General features: G+C 71.6%; 14 protein-coding genes and 1 tRNA gene. 4 read left to right on the top strand and 11 right to left on the bottom strand.

The window, feature by feature from the left end:
- Positions 1-72: 72 nt before the first annotated feature.
- Together ACGFMM_RS07225 and ACGFMM_RS07220 are read right to left on the bottom strand one after the other, a co-directional pair.
- Positions 73-747, bottom strand: coding sequence for a TetR family transcriptional regulator (locus ACGFMM_RS07225; protein WP_393643964.1), 675 nt, complete (start codon positions 745-747; stop codon positions 73-75).
- A complete protein-coding gene (locus ACGFMM_RS07220; RefSeq protein WP_393643962.1) occupies positions 744-1,709 on the bottom strand; it encodes an acyl-CoA desaturase in 966 nt (321 codons plus the stop codon). Before ACGFMM_RS07220 ends, ACGFMM_RS07225 begins: the two co-directional genes overlap by 4 nt.
- A gap of 242 nt (positions 1,710-1,951) precedes the next feature.
- Here ACGFMM_RS07220 and ppc point away from each other — a divergent pair, with 242 nt between their 5' ends.
- Positions 1,952-4,681, top strand: a complete 2,730-nt coding sequence (gene ppc, locus ACGFMM_RS07215) for a phosphoenolpyruvate carboxylase (protein WP_393643960.1) — start codon at positions 1,952-1,954, stop codon at positions 4,679-4,681.
- A gap of 65 nt (positions 4,682-4,746) precedes the next feature.
- On the opposite strand, the gene ACGFMM_RS07210 is transcribed toward ppc, so the two are convergent.
- From ACGFMM_RS07210 to ACGFMM_RS07180, 7 genes are all read right to left on the bottom strand, one after another.
- Positions 4,747-5,469 carry an LPXTG cell wall anchor domain-containing protein gene (locus ACGFMM_RS07210; RefSeq protein ID WP_393643958.1) on the bottom strand — a complete coding sequence of 241 codons (723 nt, stop codon included), beginning with the start codon at positions 5,467-5,469 and terminating at the stop codon, positions 4,747-4,749.
- Positions 5,470-5,637: 168 nt separating this feature from the next.
- Complete coding sequence (locus tag ACGFMM_RS07205; protein WP_393643956.1) at positions 5,638-6,099, bottom strand: hypothetical protein; 462 nt, start codon at positions 6,097-6,099, stop codon at positions 5,638-5,640.
- A 42-nt stretch (positions 6,100-6,141) separates the two neighbouring features.
- Positions 6,142-6,738, bottom strand: a complete 597-nt coding sequence (gene pth / locus ACGFMM_RS07200) for an aminoacyl-tRNA hydrolase (protein WP_393643954.1) — start codon at positions 6,736-6,738, stop codon at positions 6,142-6,144.
- A gap of 87 nt (positions 6,739-6,825) precedes the next feature.
- Positions 6,826-7,425 (bottom strand): 50S ribosomal protein L25/general stress protein Ctc, encoded by a 600-nt coding sequence (locus ACGFMM_RS07195; RefSeq protein WP_393643952.1) that lies wholly within the window; start codon positions 7,423-7,425, stop codon positions 6,826-6,828.
- Between the two features lie 269 nt (positions 7,426-7,694).
- On the bottom strand, positions 7,695-8,669 hold the full coding sequence (locus ACGFMM_RS07190) for a ribose-phosphate diphosphokinase (RefSeq protein WP_393643950.1): 975 nt from the start codon (positions 8,667-8,669) through the stop codon (positions 7,695-7,697).
- 122 nt (positions 8,670-8,791) lie between these two features.
- A complete protein-coding gene (glmU, locus tag ACGFMM_RS07185) occupies positions 8,792-10,237 on the bottom strand; it encodes a bifunctional UDP-N-acetylglucosamine diphosphorylase/glucosamine-1-phosphate N-acetyltransferase GlmU (protein WP_393643948.1) in 1,446 nt (481 codons plus the stop codon).
- A 106-nt stretch (positions 10,238-10,343) separates the two neighbouring features.
- A tRNA-Gln gene (locus tag ACGFMM_RS07180) sits at positions 10,344-10,419 on the bottom strand.
- A 168-nt stretch (positions 10,420-10,587) separates the two neighbouring features.
- Here ACGFMM_RS07180 and ACGFMM_RS07175 point away from each other — a divergent pair.
- On the top strand, positions 10,588-11,919 hold the full coding sequence (locus ACGFMM_RS07175) for a sensor histidine kinase (protein ID WP_393643946.1): 1,332 nt from the start codon (positions 10,588-10,590) through the stop codon (positions 11,917-11,919).
- Between the two features lie 63 nt (positions 11,920-11,982).
- On the opposite strand, the gene ACGFMM_RS07170 is transcribed toward ACGFMM_RS07175, so the two are convergent.
- Both ACGFMM_RS07170 and ACGFMM_RS07165 read right to left on the bottom strand, forming a co-directional pair.
- A complete protein-coding gene (locus tag ACGFMM_RS07170; protein ID WP_393643945.1) occupies positions 11,983-12,474 on the bottom strand; it encodes an SUKH-3 domain-containing protein in 492 nt (163 codons plus the stop codon).
- Between the two features lie 10 nt (positions 12,475-12,484).
- Positions 12,485-13,000 carry a YwqJ-related putative deaminase gene (locus ACGFMM_RS07165; protein WP_393643943.1) on the bottom strand — a complete coding sequence of 172 codons (516 nt, stop codon included), beginning with the start codon at positions 12,998-13,000 and terminating at the stop codon, positions 12,485-12,487.
- 242 nt (positions 13,001-13,242) lie between these two features.
- Here ACGFMM_RS07165 and ACGFMM_RS07160 point away from each other — a divergent pair, with 242 nt between their 5' ends.
- Complete coding sequence (locus ACGFMM_RS07160) at positions 13,243-14,220, top strand: SMI1/KNR4 family protein (protein WP_393643941.1); 978 nt, start codon at positions 13,243-13,245, stop codon at positions 14,218-14,220.
- Between the two features lie 5 nt (positions 14,221-14,225).
- Entirely contained in the window at positions 14,226-16,688 is a 2,463-nt protein-coding gene (locus ACGFMM_RS07155; protein WP_393644699.1) for an SUKH-4 family immunity protein, read from the top strand.
- The last annotated feature ends 86 nt before the right edge of the window (positions 16,689-16,774 follow it).

The raw sequence follows: 16,774 nt of genomic DNA, 5'->3' as shown, positions 1-16,774 counted from the left end.
GTACGACGAAGGGGCCGCGCACGACGAAGGGGCCGCCGCACCCCAGGTGCGACGGCCCCTCCCGCGTCCGGCTCAGCTCTTGCGGTGACCTATCAGCCGCGGCTTCTGCTCCATGCCGTCCAGGCCGTGCCACGCCAGATTCACCAGATGCGCGGCCACCTCGGCCTTCTTCGGCTTGCGCACGTCCAGCCACCACTGGCCGGTCAGCGCCACCATGCCCACCAGCGCCTGCGCGTACAGCGGCGCCAGCTTCGGATCGAAGCCGCGGGCCTTGAACTCCAGGCCCAGAATGTCCTCGACCTGTGTGGCGATATCGCTGATCAGCGAGGCGAACGTGCCCGTCGACTGCGCCACCGGCGAGTCCCGCACCAGGATCCGGAACCCGTCCGTGTACCGCTCGATGTAGTCGAGCAGCGCGAACGCCGCCTGCTCCAGGAGCTCACGCGGATGCCCCGCGGTCAGCGCCCCCGTCACCATGTCGAGCAGCTGGCGCATCTCCCGGTCCACGACGACCGCGTACAGGCCCTCCTTGCCGCCGAAGTGCTCGTACACCACCGGCTTGGAGACGCCGGCCTTCGCCGCGATCTCCTCCACCGACGTGCCCTCGAAACCCTTCGCGGCGAACAAGGTGCGGCCGATGTCCAGCAGCTGTTCCCGGCGCTCCGCGCCGGTCATGCGGATCCTGCGCCCCCGGCGGGGCTTGTCACTGCTGCTGGAACTGCCGTCGATCGCCACACCCTCCATCATGCCGAATCGACGGACGCGGCCTGGCGGCGGGCTTCGATGCGCCCCTCGGCCGGCCAGCGCACGTCGTACGCCCAGCCCAGCTGCTCGAACCAGCGGATCAGCCGCGCACTGGAGTCGACCTGCCCGCGCAGCACCCCGTGCCGCGCCGACGTCGGCTCCGCGTGGTGCAGGTTGTGCCACGACTCGCCGCACGACAGCACCGCCAGCCACCACACGTTGCCCGAACGGTCCCGCGACTTGAACGGCCGCTTGCCCACCGCGTGGCAGATCGAGTTGATCGACCAGGTCACGTGGTGCAGCAGCGCCACCCGCACCAGCGAACCCCAGAAGAAGGCGGTGAACGCGCCCCACCACGACATCGTCACCAGACCGCCCACCACCGGCGGGATCGCCAGCGACAGGACCGTCCACAGCACGAACTGGCGCGAGATCGCCACCAGCGCCGGATCCTTGATCAGGTCAGGGGCGTACTTGTGCTGCGGGGTGCGCTCCTCGTCGAACATCCAGCCGATGTGCGCCCACCACAGACCCTTCATCAGCGCCGGCAGCGTCTCGCCGAACCGCCACGGCGAGTGCGGGTCGCCCTCGGCGTCGGAGAACTTGTGGTGCTTGCGGTGGTCGGCCACCCAGCGCACCAGGGGCCCCTCCACCGCCAGCGAGCCCATGATCGCCAGCGCGATCCGCAGCGGACGCTTCGCCTTGAACGAACCATGCGTGAAGTAACGGTGGAAGCCGATCGTGATGCCGTGGCAGCCGATGAAGTACATCGCCGTCATCAGGCCCAGATCGAGCCAGCTCACGCCCCAGCCCCAGGCCAGCGGCACCGCCGCGACCAGAGCCACGAAGGGCACCGTGATGAACAACAGCAGCGCGATCTGCTCGACGGAGCCTTTCCGGTCCCCGCCCAGTGTGGCGGAGGGCAGATCCGGGGCCGGGTCGAGCACCTGGGGGCTAGAGGTCATGGGTGGGGTCCCCTGGGGGTGAAGGAGGGAGAGGCCGGACGCCTGGCCACGGCCCTGGCTACGGGTCCGTAACCTACGGCGACGTAAGTATGGCAGCGCCGAGGCGCGCGGCAAGAGGGCACAAGCGAGCCCGTGCGCCGCGCGACGGGACGACACACCTATCCTTGGTACGTCGGACAGCGCGGTCCGCAGCCTGTAGGAAACCCTCCAGACGTGCTCAAACACTGCAAGGAGCCGCACCTGTGAGCAGTGCCGACCAGACCTCCTCCGCCCGCACCGAGCTGCGCGCCGACATCCGCCGACTGGGCGACCTGCTGGGCGAGACACTCGTCCGGCAGGAGGGCCGCGACCTCCTCGACCTCGTCGAGAAGGTCCGCCACCTCACCCGCGAGGACGGCGACGCCGCCGCCGCGCTGCTCGGCGACACCGACCTCGAGACCGCCGCCAAGCTGGTGCGCGCCTTCTCCACCTACTTCCACCTCGCCAACGTCACCGAGCAGGTGCACCGAGGCCGGGAGCTGCGCGAGAAGCGCGCCGGCGAGGGCGGCCTGCTCGCCCGCACCGCCGACATGCTCAAGGACGGCGACCCCGAGCACGTCCGCGCGACCGTCAAGAACCTCAACGTGCGCCCCGTCTTCACCGCGCACCCCACCGAGGCCGCCCGCCGCTCCGTGCTCAACAAGCTGCGCCGCGTCGCCGCCCTCCTCGAGACCTCTGTCGTCGAGACCGACCGGCGCCGCCTCGACCAGCGGCTCGCCGAGAACATCGACCTCATCTGGCAGACCGACGAACTCCGCGTCGTCCGACCCGAGCCCGCCGACGAGGCCCGCAACGCCATCTACTACCTCGACGAGCTGCACGCCGGCGCCGTCGGCGCCGTCCTGGAGGACCTCGCCGCGGAACTGGAGCGCGTCGGCATCGAACTGCCCGCCGGCACCCGCCCGCTCACCTTCGGCACCTGGATCGGCGGCGACCGCGACGGCAACCCCAACGTCACCCCCGCCGTGACCTGGGACGTCCTGATCCTCCAGCACGAGCACGGCATCGGCGACGCCCTCGAACTGATCGACGAACTGCGCGCCCTGCTGTCCAACTCCATCCGCTACGCCGGTGCCTCCGAGGAACTCCTCGCCTCCCTCCAGGCCGACCTCGACGGCCTGCCCGAGATCAGCCCCCGCTACAAGCGCCTCAATGCCGAGGAGCCCTACCGGCTCAAGGCCACCTGCATCCGGCAGAAGCTCGTCCACACCCGTGACCGGCTCGCCCACGGCACCCCGCACCAGCCCGGCCGCGACTACCTCGGCACCGCCGAACTGATCGCCGACCTCACCCTGATCCAGGAGTCGCTGCGCGCCCACCGCGGCGGCCTGCTCGCCGACGGCCGCCTCGACCGGGTCATCCGCACCCTGTCCGCCTTCGGCCTCCAGCTCGCCACCATGGACGTCCGCGAACACGCCGACGCCCACCACCACGCCCTCGGCCAGCTCTTCGACCGGCTCGGCGAGGAGTCCTGGCGCTACGCCGACATGCCCCGCGACTACCGGCAGCGGCTGCTCGCCAAGGAACTCCGCTCCCGCCGCCCGCTGGCCCCCACCCCGGCCCCGCTGGACGCGGCCGGCCAGAAGACCCTCGGTGTCTTCCACACCGTCAAGGAAGCCTTCGAACGCTTCGGCCCCGAGGTCATCGAGTCGTACATCATCTCGATGTGCCAGGGCGCCGACGACGTCTTCGCCGCCGCCGTGCTCGCCCGCGAGGCCGGACTGATCGACCTGCACGGCGGCTGGGCCAAGATCGGCATCGTGCCGCTCCTGGAGACCACCGACGAGCTCAAGGCCGCCGACGTCATCCTCAACGACATGCTGGCGGACCCCTCCTACCGCCGCCTCGTCGCCCTGCGCGGCGACGTCCAGGAGGTCATGCTCGGCTACTCCGACTCCTCCAAGTTCGGCGGCATCACCACCTCCCAGTGGGAGATCCACCGCGCTCAGCGGAGGTTGAGGGACGTCGCCCACCGCTACGGCGTCCGCCTGCGCCTCTTCCACGGCCGCGGCGGCACCGTCGGCCGCGGCGGCGGCCCCTCCCACGACGCGATCCTCGCCCAGCCCTGGGGCACCCTGGAGGGCGAGATCAAGGTCACCGAGCAGGGCGAGGTCATCTCCGACAAGTACCTCATCCCGTCCCTCGCCCGCGAGAACCTCGAACTGACCGTCGCGGCCACCCTGCAGGCCTCCGCCCTGCACACCGCGCCCCGCCAGTCCGACGAGTCCCTCGCCCGCTGGGACGCGGCCATGGACACCGCCTCCGAGGCCGCCCACACCGCGTACCGCAAGCTGGTCGAGGACCCGGACCTCCCGACGTACTTCCTCGCCTCGACGCCCGTCGACCAGCTCGCCGACCTGCACCTGGGCTCGCGGCCCTCCCGCCGCCCCGGCTCGGGCGTCTCCCTCGACGGACTGCGGGCCATCCCGTGGGTGTTCGGCTGGACCCAGTCCCGGCAGATCGTCCCCGGCTGGTACGGAGTCGGCTCCGGCCTCAAGGCGCTGCGCGAGGCGGGTCTCGACGGCGTGCTCGGCGAGATGTACGAGAACTGGCACTTCTTCCGCAATTTCCTCTCCAACGTCGAGATGACGCTCGCCAAGACGGACCTGCGGATCGCCCGCCACTACGTCGACACCCTCGTCCCCGACGAGCTCAAGCACGTCTTCGACAGCATCGAGGCCGAGCACGCGCTCACCGTCGAGGAGGTCCTGAAGGTGACGGGCGGTGAGAAGCTGCTCGACTCCAACCCGGTGCTCCAGCAGACCTTCGCCATCCGCGACGCCTACCTCGACCCGATCTCCTACCTCCAGGTCTCGCTGCTCGCCCGCCAGCGCGCCGCCGCCGCACGCGAGGAGGAGCCGGACCCGACGCTGTCCCGCGCCCTGCTGCTGACCGTCAACGGCGTGGCCGCCGGCCTGCGCAACACCGGCTGACGGCTCCCCGGACGCGAAGTGCCCCCACCGGCGCGGCCGGTGGGGGCACTGTCGTACTACGGGGTTCAGCCCTGCGCGGCCTTGCGGCGGCGCGTCACCAGGAAGCCGCCGACGCCTGCGAGGGCCACAGCGGCCGCGGCGATGATGCCGACCGGGGCGCTGGAGCCCGTCTCGGCCAGGTCGCCCTCGGCGCCGTTGCCGCCGGTGCTCTGCTCACCGGGAGCGCCCGGCGCGGACGGGGACGCGGAGGAACCCGGCTCCTCGCCCGGCTTGGTGGGCTCCTCGCCGGGCTTGGTGGGCTCCTCGCCCGGCTTGGTGGGCTCCTCGCCGGGCTTGGTGGGCTCCTCGCCCGGCTTCGTGGGCTCCTCGCCCGGCTCGCAGTCGGTCTTGAAGACCTTGTGCTTCGCGCGGCCGTTCTCGCCCTCGAAGTTCCAGAACAGCTTGTACTGGCCGTTCGGGAGGGTCATGTCCTCGGTGCGCTCGTGGCCGTCCGCGTCCAGGACGATCGTGCCGTCCTTGACCGTGGTGCCCTTGTCCTGGTCGTTGTTCGCCCAGGCCTCGATGTGCCACGCGACCTTCTGACCGGCGTCGAAGCCGAAGGCGTCGAGGTAGAACTCGCAGACCTTGGGCTCGTTCTTACGGAGCTCCTCGCCGGTCTTCGAGTCGTGGATCTTCACGGTGCCGTTGTCGCCCTTGGGCTTCGGCGTGGCGGCGGCGGTGGGGGCCAGCAGCACGGTCGCCGACAGAGCGGCGACGACGGCGCAGGCAGGGATGAGGGTACGTCGCATATGGGCTGTCCATCTGGGATGAGAGTGCCGTGGGAGGTGGCGGAGGCAGCCTAGCCGTCGCTTTATGCCCCCCTTAACCCATGGGCTCATAACAATTCCCGCCAGTTGGCGAAAAACCTCAGAGCGAGTCAGAGCGAGTCAGAGCCGATCAGAGCCAAGCAGAGGCGATCAGAGCGCGAAGAACGTCCCCAGCAGCAACGCCCCGCCCAGCGCCGCCGCCGACCACGCCGTACGCGTCATCCGCAGCCCGCCCCCGATCACCAGCGACGCCAGCAGCAACGCCCCGCCCAACGGCACCCACGCGTGCAGACCGCCGCCCCAGCCCGTACGCACCGCCTCGTCCGTACCCGGCTTCACCACCACCGGCAGCGTCTGCCCCTTCGCGGCCGCCACCGAGCGCTCGATCGTCACCGCGCTCCGCCGCGACCCCGGATCCGCCGGCACGTACCGGCCGCTGCACAGCTCGTCCGTGCACCCCGTCACCGTCAGCGTGCCGTGCTCCCGCCCCTTGGACAGCAGTACATGCTGCGCGGACCCCCATGACGACCACGTCCCCGCCACCACGAGCAGCAGGGCCACCAGCGTCATGGCGGCGCGACGGGAGTGCCGGAGGAGGACGGTGCGCTTCATGGGGCGGGATCGTACAGGCGTACCCCTACGAGCCGGCCACCCCTACGCGTTGTACGCCGACTGCGCCCGCTCCAGGCCCTCCGCCACCAGGCACTCCACCGAATCCGCCGCCCGGTCCACGAAGTAGTCCAGCTCCTTGCGCTCCGACGACGAGAAATCCTTCAGCACGAAATCCGCCACCTGCATCCGCCCCGGCGGCCGCCCGATCCCGAACCGCACCCGGTGGTACTCCGCACCGAACGCCTTCGTCATCGACTTCAGCCCGTTGTGCCCGTTGTCCCCGCCGCCCAGCTTCAGCCGCAGCGTCCCGTAGTCGATGTCCAGCTCGTCATGGACCGCCACCACATGCGCCACCGGCACCTTGTAGAAGTCCCGCAACGCCGACACCGGACCGCCCGACAGATTCATGTACGACATCGGCTTCGCCAGGATCACCCGCCGGTTCTCCGGCCCCGGCGGACCCATCCGGCCTTCCACGACCTGCGCCTGCGCCTTCTGCGCCCGCTTGAACTTCCCGCCGATCCGCTCCGCCAGCAGATCCACCGCCATGAAGCCCACGTTGTGCCGGTTGGCCGCGTACTCCGGCCCCGGATTGCCGAGGCCGACGATCAGCCAGGGGGCGTTCGCGTCGTCCGTCATCTGCGTCTCCAAAAGAAAACTGGACAGAAAGAAACGGGGTGACCGGCCGTGGCCCGTCACCCCGTCACGTCAAGCAGAGCCTACGGCTCAGGCCTCGGCGCCCTCGGCGGCCTCGCCCTCGGCGGCCTCGGCAGCCGGCTCCTCGGCCTGCGCGGCCAGGACCTGCAGCACGACGGCGTCGGCCTCGGTCACCAGGGTGACGCCCTTGGGCAGGACGATGTCCTGCGCCAGGATGGACGAGCCGGCCTCCAGGCCCTCGACGGAGACCGTCACGGCCTCCGGCAGGTGGGTGGCCTCGGCCTCGACGGAGAGCGTGTTGAGCACGTGCTCCAGCAGGTTGCCACCGGCCTTCAGCTCGCCCTCGGCGACGACCGGAACCTCGACGGTGACCTTCTCGCCGCGCTTCACCAGAAGCAGGTCGACGTGCTCCAGGAAGCCCTTCAGCGGGTCGCGCTGCGTGGACTTCGGGATCGCCAGCTCCTGGCCCTTGCCGTCGATGTCCAGCGTCAGCAGGACGTTCGGGGTACGCAGGGCGAGCTGCAGCTCGTGGCCCGGCAGGCTCAGGTGGATCGGGTCCGAGCCGTGGCCGTACAGGACACCGGGGACCTGGCCGTCGCGGCGGATCTTGCGGGCCGCGCCCTTGCCGAACTCGGTGCGGACGGCGGCGGCGAGCTTCACCTCGGACATATGGCACTCCTCGTAGTAAGTGACGGAAAACGACGGTCACCCGGCCACGACTGGCGATGGCCTGCTACGAAGAGCGCGTCGATAACGGACCGCCGAACCGCGCACACGCGGACGGCCTCCCTCGCCGAGCAACCTCAGCAGTCTACCGGTCGACGCCCGCCCCACCCAATTGGATCAGCCAGGGGTACGCGTAAGGGCCGCCCTCCATAGGAGAGCGGCCCTTACAGAACTCATGTCGACGGCCGAAAGTAATCGGCCTTCGCCGTGGCTCAGTGCTCCTCGAAGAGGCTCGTCACCGAACCGTCCTCGAACACCTCACGCACCGCACGCGCGATCGTCGGCGCGATCGACAGCACCGTGATCTTGTCGATGTCCAGCGAACCCGGCACCGGCAGCGTGTCCGTGAACACGAACTCGCTCACCTTCGAGTTCTTCAGACGGTCCGCCGCCGGACCCGACAGGATGCCGTGCGTCGCCGTCACGATGACGTCCTCCGCGCCGTGCGCGAACAGCGCCTCGGCCGCGGCGCAGATCGTGCCGCCGGTGTCCACCATGTCGTCGACCAGGACACAGACCCGGCCCTTCACGTCACCGACGACCTCGTGCACCGTCACCTGGTTGGCGACGTCCTTGTCGCGGCGCTTGTGCACGATCGCCAGCGGCGCGTCCAGACGGTCGCACCAGCGGTCCGCGACCCGGACCCGGCCGGCGTCCGGGGACACGATCGTCAGCTTCTCGCGGTCGACCTTGCCGCCCACGTAGTCCGCCAGGACCGGAAGGGCGGACAGGTGGTCCACCGGACCGTCGAAGAAGCCCTGGATCTGGTCCGTGTGCAGGTCCACGGTCAGGATCCGGTCCGCACCCGCCGTCTTCATCAGGTCCGCGACCAGACGGGCCGAGATCGGCTCTCGGCCACGGTGCTTCTTGTCCTGACGGGCATAGCCGTACGACGGGACGATCACGGTGATGCTCCGGGCGGAAGCCCGCTTCAGAGCATCGATCATGATCAGCTGCTCCATGATCCACTTGTTGATCGGAGCCGTGTGGCTCTGGATCAGGAAGCAGTCCGCGCCACGCGCCGACTCCTGGAAGCGGACGTAGATCTCACCGTTCGCGAAGTCGAAGGCCTTGGTCGGAACGAGACCGACGCCCAGCTGGTGCGCGACCTCCTCGGCCAGCTCGGGGTGGGCGCGGCCGGAGAAGAGCATCAGCTTCTTCTCGCCGGTCGTCTTGATCCCGGTCACAGCACTGTCTCCTCAGACGTCTTCTCCGGCCGCGAAACACGAGCGTCCCTTGCGCGTGAGCGAGCCGGCCGAATTTGTGTGCACGTATCACGGTACGCCGAGTTCGACGCACCCGTTTCCGGTCAGCTTTCGCCGTCGGACACCTCGGCAGCCGCCTGAGCGGCCTGAGCCGCCGCGCTGCCCGGACGCTTCCGCGCCACCCAACCCTCGATATTCCGCTGCTGGCCACGGGCGACGGCCAGCGCGCCCGCCGGCACGTCCTTCGTGATGACGGAGCCGGCGGCGGTGTACGCACCGTCCCCGACCGTGACGGGAGCCACAAACATGTTGTCCGAACCGGTACGGCAGTGAGAGCCGATCGTCGTGTGGTGCTTCTTCTCGCCGTCGTAGTTCACGAACACGCTCGCGGCGCCGATGTTCGAGTACTCGCCGATCGTCGCATCGCCCACGTACGACAGGTGCGGCACCTTCGTGCCCTCGCCGATCACCGCGTTCTTCGTCTCGACGTACGTGCCGATCTTGCCCTTCACGCCCAGCTTCGTGCCCGGGCGGAGATACGCGAACGGCCCGACGGAGGCGCGGTCCCCGATCACGGCGGAATCGGCGACCGTGTTGTCCACCCGCGCGCCGGCGCCCACCGTGGTGTCGTTCAGGCGCGTGTTCGGCCCCACCTCGGCGTCCTCGCCGAGGTGCGTGGCGCCGGTCAGCTGCGTACCCGGGTGCACGATCGCGTCCCGCTCGAAGGTCACCGTCACGTCGACGAGCACGGAGGACGGGTCGACGATCGTGACGCCCGCCGTCATCGCGCGCTCCAGGAGCCGCCGGTTCAGCAGGGCACGGGCCTCGGCGAGCTGCACACGGTTGTTGATGCCCAGGATCTCCCGGTGGTCGCCCGCGACCGACGCGCCGACCCGGTGACCCGCCTCGCGCAGGATCGACAGCACGTCGGTGAGGTACTCCTCGCCCTGGCTGTTGTCCGTGCGGACCTTGCCCAGCGCGTCGGCGAGCAGCCGCCCGTCGAAGGCGAACACCCCGGAGTTGATCTCCTTGATCGCCCGCTGCTCGTCGGAGGCGTCCTTGTGCTCCACGATGGCGGTGACGGCGCCGGTCCCCGCGTCCCGCACGATCCGCCCGTACCCGGTCGAGTCCGGCACCTCGGCGGTCAGCACGGTCACCGCGTTGCCGTCGGCGGCGTGGGTCGCGGCCAGCGCGGTCAGCGTCTCGCCGGACAGCAGCGGGGTGTCGCCGCAGACCACGACGACGGTCCCGTCCGGGGCCTCGCCCAGCTCCTGCAGCGCCATGCGCACGGCGTGCCCGGTGCCGTTCTGCTCGTACTGCACGGCGGTACGGGTCCCGGCGTAGTGGGCGTCCAGATGGGCGGACACCTGCTCGCGGGCGTGCCCCACGACGACGACGAGGTTCTCGGGGTCCAGTTCGCGAGCCGCGGAGACGACGTGTCCGACGAGCGAACGCCCGCAGATCTCGTGCAGGACCTTGGGAGTCTTCGACTTCATGCGGGTGCCTTCGCCCGCTGCGAGTACGACGACGACCGGGCGGTTGGCGCTCACAGGTATGCCCTTCGGCTTCGGGTGGTGGACGTCCGAAGGATACCGGGGGGTACTCACCCGGAAATGGGCACGGGTCCCGACCGGGGAGGTCGGGACCCGAATTGCTTGGCTCCCCCATCAGGATTCGAACCTGAACATACGGGACCAAAACCCGCAGTGCTGCCTGATTACACCATGGGGGATGGAACCTCAGCGAACCGGACATTTTGCTAGATCGTCGAGTCGGCAGCCCCTACTATGCCGCACCAGACCCCTTCGATGCGACGGTACAGATCCGCGACGGACTCGCCGGTTCGAGTGACAGATGAGCTGCCGGAAATTCGGTCGCCCCCGCCCGTAGTCTGGGATGCATGACCGCAACGGGGGCACATCAGGTCGCGGCGGGTGGGTCCGCGCGGGGCTGGTGGTGGTGGGGGAGACGCCGCAGTGCGGTGTTGGACATCGGTTTGGGGCTGGCGTCCGCGCTGGAGTGCGCGATCGAGGGGATACCGTTCGCCGCCGAGGCGGGCGTGCCGGTGCCGGTGGGGGTGCTGTTCGGGCTGGTCGCCGGGGCGGTGCTGATCCTGCGGCGGCGGTGGCCGATCGCCGTGGTGCTGGTGTCGATCGCGACGACGCCGGCGGAGATGGGCTTCCTGATGGGGCTCGTCGGTCTGTACACGCTCGCCGCCTCCGATGTGCCGCGGCGGATCACCGTGCTGCTGGCGGGGATGTCGACGGCCGCGGTGTTCCTGGTGACCGTGGTGCGGCTGCGGCAGGACGTCATGCAGGCGGACGTCAACCAGCAGGACTTCGATCCGAGCGGCTGGTACGTCCCACTGCTCTCGCTCGTCCTGACCCTGGGCATGAACGCTCCGCCGGTGCTGCTGGGGCTGTACGTCGGGGCGCGGCGGCGGCTCATGGAATCGCTGCGGGAGCGGGCGGACAGTCTGGAGCAGGAGCTGTCGCTGCTGGCGGACCGGGCCGAGGAGCGGGCCCAGTGGGCGCGTCAGGAGGAGCGCACCCGGATCGCCCGCGAGATGCATGACGTGGTGGCGCACCGGGTGTCGCTGATGGTGGTGCACGCGGCGGCGCTGCAGGCGGTGGCGCTGAAGGATCCGCAGAAGGCGGTGAAGAACGCGGCGCTGGTGGGTGACATGGGCCGGCAGGCGCTGACGGAGCTGCGCGGGATGCTGGGCGTGCTCCGCGAGGAGGCCCCGGCCCGGGCCCCCGAGCCCGTACCGCTGGCGGCGGTGGGTCTGGCCGCGGCGGCGGCCGCCGCGGAGGCGGCGGCGGAGGACGGGCCGTGTCTGGACGCCCTGGAGGAGCTGGTGGAGCAGTCCCGGCTGGCAGGGGTGGTCGTGGAGCTGGCGGTGATGGGCGAGGCCCGCTCGTACGCGGCGGAGGTGGAGCGGACTGCGTATCGGGTGGTGCAGGAGGCGTTGACGAACGTGCACAAGCATGCGGCGGGCGCGCGGGTCGTGGTGCGTCTGGCGCATCGGGAGGCCGAGGTCGCGATGCAGGTGGAGAACGGTCCGTCGGACGCGGGGGCGGCGGACGCCCAGTTGCCGAGCGGCGGGAACGGGCTGGTGGGGATGCGGGAGCGGGTGAACCGGCTGGGCGGGGTGTTCGTGTCGGGGCCGACGGACGCGGGCGGGTTCCGGGTCTCGGCGGTGCTGCCGGTGGCGCAGGGGGCGGTGGCGTAGTACGGCCCACGCCGGGGCGGCGCGGGGGCCGGTCGGCCTCTGCGTGGCGTCAGCGGTCCGTCGTCAGCCGTCCGTCGTCAGCCTCGTCGGCCGGGTGCCGGTGATCAGGCCGGTGAGCGCCGTGTCGATGTCACGGCCGAGGTACCAGTCACCGGTGTGGTCGAGGCTGTACACCCGGCCTTCGGAGTCGATGGCGAGTACGGCGTGGTGCTCGCCCTCCTCGCCGAGGGGGGCGAGTTCGGTGTCCAGCGCGCGGCCGAGGTCGCCGAGGGTGCGGGCGAGGTGCAGTCCGGCGAGCGGGTCGAGGCGTACGGCGGCGGGGGCGATGTGCCGGCCGGGTCCGGGGCCGGTGACGCCGAGGCCGCCGAACTCCGCCCAGGCTTCGACGGCGGCCGGGAAGACGGCGTGCCGGTGGCCGGCCGGGGAGACATGGGCGCGCAGGGCGTCGGCCCATTCCTCGGCCTGCTTGATGTCCCATCGGCCGGGCTGCCAGCCCGCCTCGCGGAGGGCCGCGTCGACGTTGACGGGGAAGCGGGTGGTGTTCAGATCGGGCATACGGTGCGGGTCAGCCGTTCTGGGCGGTGGGGTCGACGGGGCGTACGCCGAAGTGGGCGAGCATCGCCGTGCAGGAGCGGCAGGGGGCCGCGTAGCTGCCGTGGAGGGGGTCGCCGTCCTCGCGGATGCGGCGGGCGGTGAGTTTGGCCTGCTTCAGCGAGCGCCGGGCTTCCGACTGGGTGAGGGGTTTGCGCTGGGCGCGTCGGGAGCGGCCGTTCTCGGCGGCGGTGAGGTGGCGGGAGAGCAGGATGGCTTCGGGGCAGCGGCCGGTGAAGCGTTCCCGCTGGCCGCTGGTGAGGGTGTCGAGGAAGTCCTGGACGAGCGGGTGGAGGGCGGGGGCCTGGTCGCCGCGTCCGGCGGTGCAGGTCAGGGTTTCGCCGCGGACGGACAGCGCGGCGCCGACGGTGGGCAGGATGCCGTCGCGGCGGAGGCGCAGTACGGGTGCGCGGGTGGTGTCGGTGGCGCTCCAGCTGAGGCGTGGGTCACCCTGCGTGGGCATCGGCGCCGGTGGGCGTGCTGTGTGCATTGTGCTCGCTTCCCCTCCTGCAATCCCCCGAGTTGCGTGCACAGCCTGCCAAATGGGTTGCCCGGTGTGGAAGCTGGGTGGACAAAAGTGCCGTTCGGTGTGTCGCACTCATGACGGCTGCGTCATGCCGTCGTGACAGTTGGTCACGGAGGGGCGGCCGGTGGTTCCGGCCGGGGCGTCCGCCGGTGCCACCGCATAGGCTGTGCGGAATCAGCCAGCAGCCAGCTCAGGGGGCAACCGCCATGACGACAGGTCGGCTCGGGCAGGATGCCGCGCCACCGAACGCGGCCTACGCCGGGCAGGTCGTGCATTTCCCGGATCCGGTCCGGGCCTCCCGGCATCCTCGTGGGGTGCGGGTGGACGAGCACGGCTACCCGGACTTCTCTCCGTACGCCCGTGCGGCCGCGGAGATCGCGGAGCCGCCCGAGGGCTTCGGCGTGGACGAGCTGCGGCTGACGGACTACGTGTCCGCGAACGCGGCGCTGGCGGCGTCGGGGCACGAACTGTGGGACACGATCCCGGCGGTGGCGACTCCGCACGGCTGGACGTGGCATCACGTGGCGCGCTCCCGGCGGATGGAGCTGGTGCCGGTCGAGGTGAAGGCGTTGCTGCGGCACCACGCCGGTGTGGCGACGGCGGCTGTGGATCACGGCAAGCGCGGCACGCGGCCGCTGCAGGAGACCCGGCCGGCGCACTTCGGGCTGCCGAAGGCGCGGGTGTCGGTGTCGGAACAGCAGTTGCAGGGCGTGGAGGAGGACCTGGGGTACCGCCTGCCGGGCGCGTACCGGTCGTTCCTGAAGGCGGCGGGCGGCTGCGCGCCGCTCGGCGCGGCGCTCGACGCGGAGCTGGGCCTGCTCGTGGACCAGCCGTTCTTCACGGTGCGTGAAGAGGCCGGGGCCAACGACCTGGTGTACGTGAACAAGTGTCTGCGGGACCATCTGACGAAGGACTACCTGGGCGTCGCGTTCGTGCAGGGCGGCATCCTCGCGGTGAAGGTGCGCGGCGAGGGCGTCGGTTCGGTGTGGTTCTGCGCGTACGACGACGCCCGGGACCGGGACGGCCTGGGTGTGCAGGAGCGGGCGGAGCGGCTGCTGTTGCCGTGCGGCAGTGATTTCGACGATTTCCTGCAGCGGCTCGCGGGCAATCCGCCGGAGCTTGAGACGGTGGCGAACCTGATGGTCGACGGCGGCTTCGCGCAGGTCGTCGCGGTGGGGGTGTGAGCTCGATGGTGACGTTCGCCCAGGCGCAGGAGCGCGCCGAGGAGTGGATCAACGGCGACCTGCCCGCGTATCAGCACCGTGAGGTGCGGGTGCGGGAGTTCGAGCTGGGTTTCGTGGTGTGGGCGGAGGACCGTGAGGACGGTCCGACGTCGGACGGGGGCCGGCAGCGGCTGGTGATCGCCCGGGACAGCGGCGAGGCGACGTTGTGGCCGGGGTTGCCGGTGGGTGAGGTGATCCGCCGGTACGAGGAGGAGTACGGCGTGCCGGCCGAGGCGCCCGAGGCGGCGCCGGCGCCGCCGCAGCGGATCGATCTGAACCAGACGTCGTTCCTGCTCACTCCGCCGGAGTGGCTGCAGGAGGCGGCGGACCGGGCGGGGATTCCGGACGCGCGGAGCACGGGCGGCGGTGCGTCGCCGGCCGAGCCGGCGGCTGCCCCGGCACCGGCCGCGGTGCCGGCGCCTGCGCCTGCGCCTGTTCCCGCGCCCGCGCCTGCTCCGGTGCCTGCGCCTGTGGCCAGTACGCCGCCTCCGGCGCCGATGCCCCCGTCGGCGACGCCGCCGCCCGCTCCGTCGGCCGGCGGCAGCGGTGCGTGGGCGGACGTCAGCCCGACCGGCGGCGACGACGTGTCGGTGCCGCTGCCGGCGACGGTGTTCGCACCGCCGCTGTCGGGTGCTGACGACGACGACACCCCGCCGCCGGTGACCGGCGCGGACACGCCGACGGCGCTGATGTCGGGCGGCAGCCAGCTGCCGAGGACGCAGATCCACCAGCCGGGACTGCTGCCGGACGCGCCCCCGCCGAGCGCGCCGCAGGGTGCTCCTCAGGGCGTGCCGCAGGGCGTCGTGCCGCCGGGCGTGCCTCAGGGCGTGCCTCACGGCGCACCGACCCCGCCGCCCGTGCCCGGAGCGCCGGGCGTTCCCGGTGCGCCGGGAGCCGACGCGTACGTACCGACGCAACTGGTGTCGCAGCTCGGGCCCGACGGCCCGACGCCGCCCGGGCAGCCGAGTCCGCCCCCGCCGCCCGCGCAGCCGGTGCATCATGCGGCGACGATGCTGGCGAGCCCCAGCCAGGGTGGTCCCGGCACGCCGCTGCCGCCGGGTCCGCCCGGTGCTCCGGGTGCCCCGGGCACGCCTCCGCCGCCGGCGCCTCCGGGTGTCCCGGGCGGTGGCGGGACTCCGGCGCAGCCGGTGCACTACGCGGCGACGATGCTGGCGCACCCGAACCAGAGCGGGGGCGGGGCGACGCCGCCTCCGCCGCCGGGCCCGCCCGGCGCTCCGGGTGCCCCGGGCACGCCTCCGCCGCCGGCGCCTCCGGGTGTCCCGGGTGGCGGCGGTACTCCGGCGCAGCCGGTGCATCACGCGGCGACGATGCTGGCGAGCCCGAGTCAGGGCGGTCCCGGCACGCCTCCGCCGCCCGCTCCTCCGCCGGGCGTGCCCGGTGCTCCCGGCATGCCCGGGCCGGCCGGCGCCGCTCCGTTCCCGCCGCAGCCGACCGGTCAGCCGACCGTCGGCCCCGGCTACCAGGCGGTGCTGCGCTACCGCGCGCCCGACGGCTCGGAGGCGCAGATCATCCGGCGCTCCGCGCCCGGCACCCCGCACCCGGAGTGGCAGATCCTGCACGAGCTGCGGGCGATGAACGTGCCGCCGCAGCAGGTGCTCGAGCTGCACACGGAGCTGGAGTCCTGCGAGCTGCCCGGCGGTTACTGCGCGCGGATGATCCGTGAGACCTGGCCGCAGGCGCGGATCACCAACATCGCCCCGTACGGCCGTGACCACGCGGGCCGGCAGCAGGGCATGCAGCAACTGCTGACCCACCAGGGCGAGCTGCACCAGGTGGCGGACGGTCCGGCGCGCCCCGCGCCGGTGCGCGCGCCGCTGCAGCAGGTGCCGGCGGCGCCGCCGGTTCCGCCGGAGGGCGTGGCGCAGGAGCTGGCGGGCGCGTTCGGGCCGGCGATCTGCCGGTTCGACCAGCGGGCGGTGTCCCGTCAGGGCGTGCCCGAGGTGGTGGCGGTGACGCTGGTGTGGGCGGGTCTGCCGGCGGACTTCGGTCCGTTCTTCTGGGCGCAGCCGGCGCAGCCCGTGGTGCCGACGCTGGCGGAGCTGGCGGCGCAGCGGCAGATCCAGCCGCCGTCGGACGCGGGCTCGTACCTGGTGCTCGGTTCGGACTTCGGCAAGGCGATCTGTGTCCAGTACGGCACGGCGCACATCGTGGCGGTGCCGGTGGAGCCGGGTCCGGACGGGCGGTGCCTGCCGCCGCAGTTCGTGAACACGGGGCTGCCGGAGTTCACCCGCTCGATGGCGCTGCTGGGCCGGATGTGGCGGCTGCGGTTCGGTCTGACGCCGGAACAGGCGGGCCGGTGGACGGTCGACTTCCAGGCGCAGCTGGCGATGCTGGACCCGGCGGCGCTGGCGTCGCCGGAGAACTGGTGGTCGGTGCTGCTGGAGCAGATGTGGGATGGGCTGCTGTGAGGTGTGCCCGTTCGTGAGCGTGTGATTCGCGAGCATGTGATTCATGAGCGTGTGAAGGGCCCGGTCCGGTTGCGGACCGGGCCCTT

This window comes from Streptomyces sp. NPDC048604 (assembly GCF_043199435.1).
In the GTDB taxonomy this organism is placed as follows: Bacteria; Actinomycetota; Actinomycetes; order Streptomycetales; family Streptomycetaceae; genus Streptomyces.
Note: the sequence above shows the minus strand (reverse complement) of the source record. Positions and strands in the feature narration are given on the sequence as shown.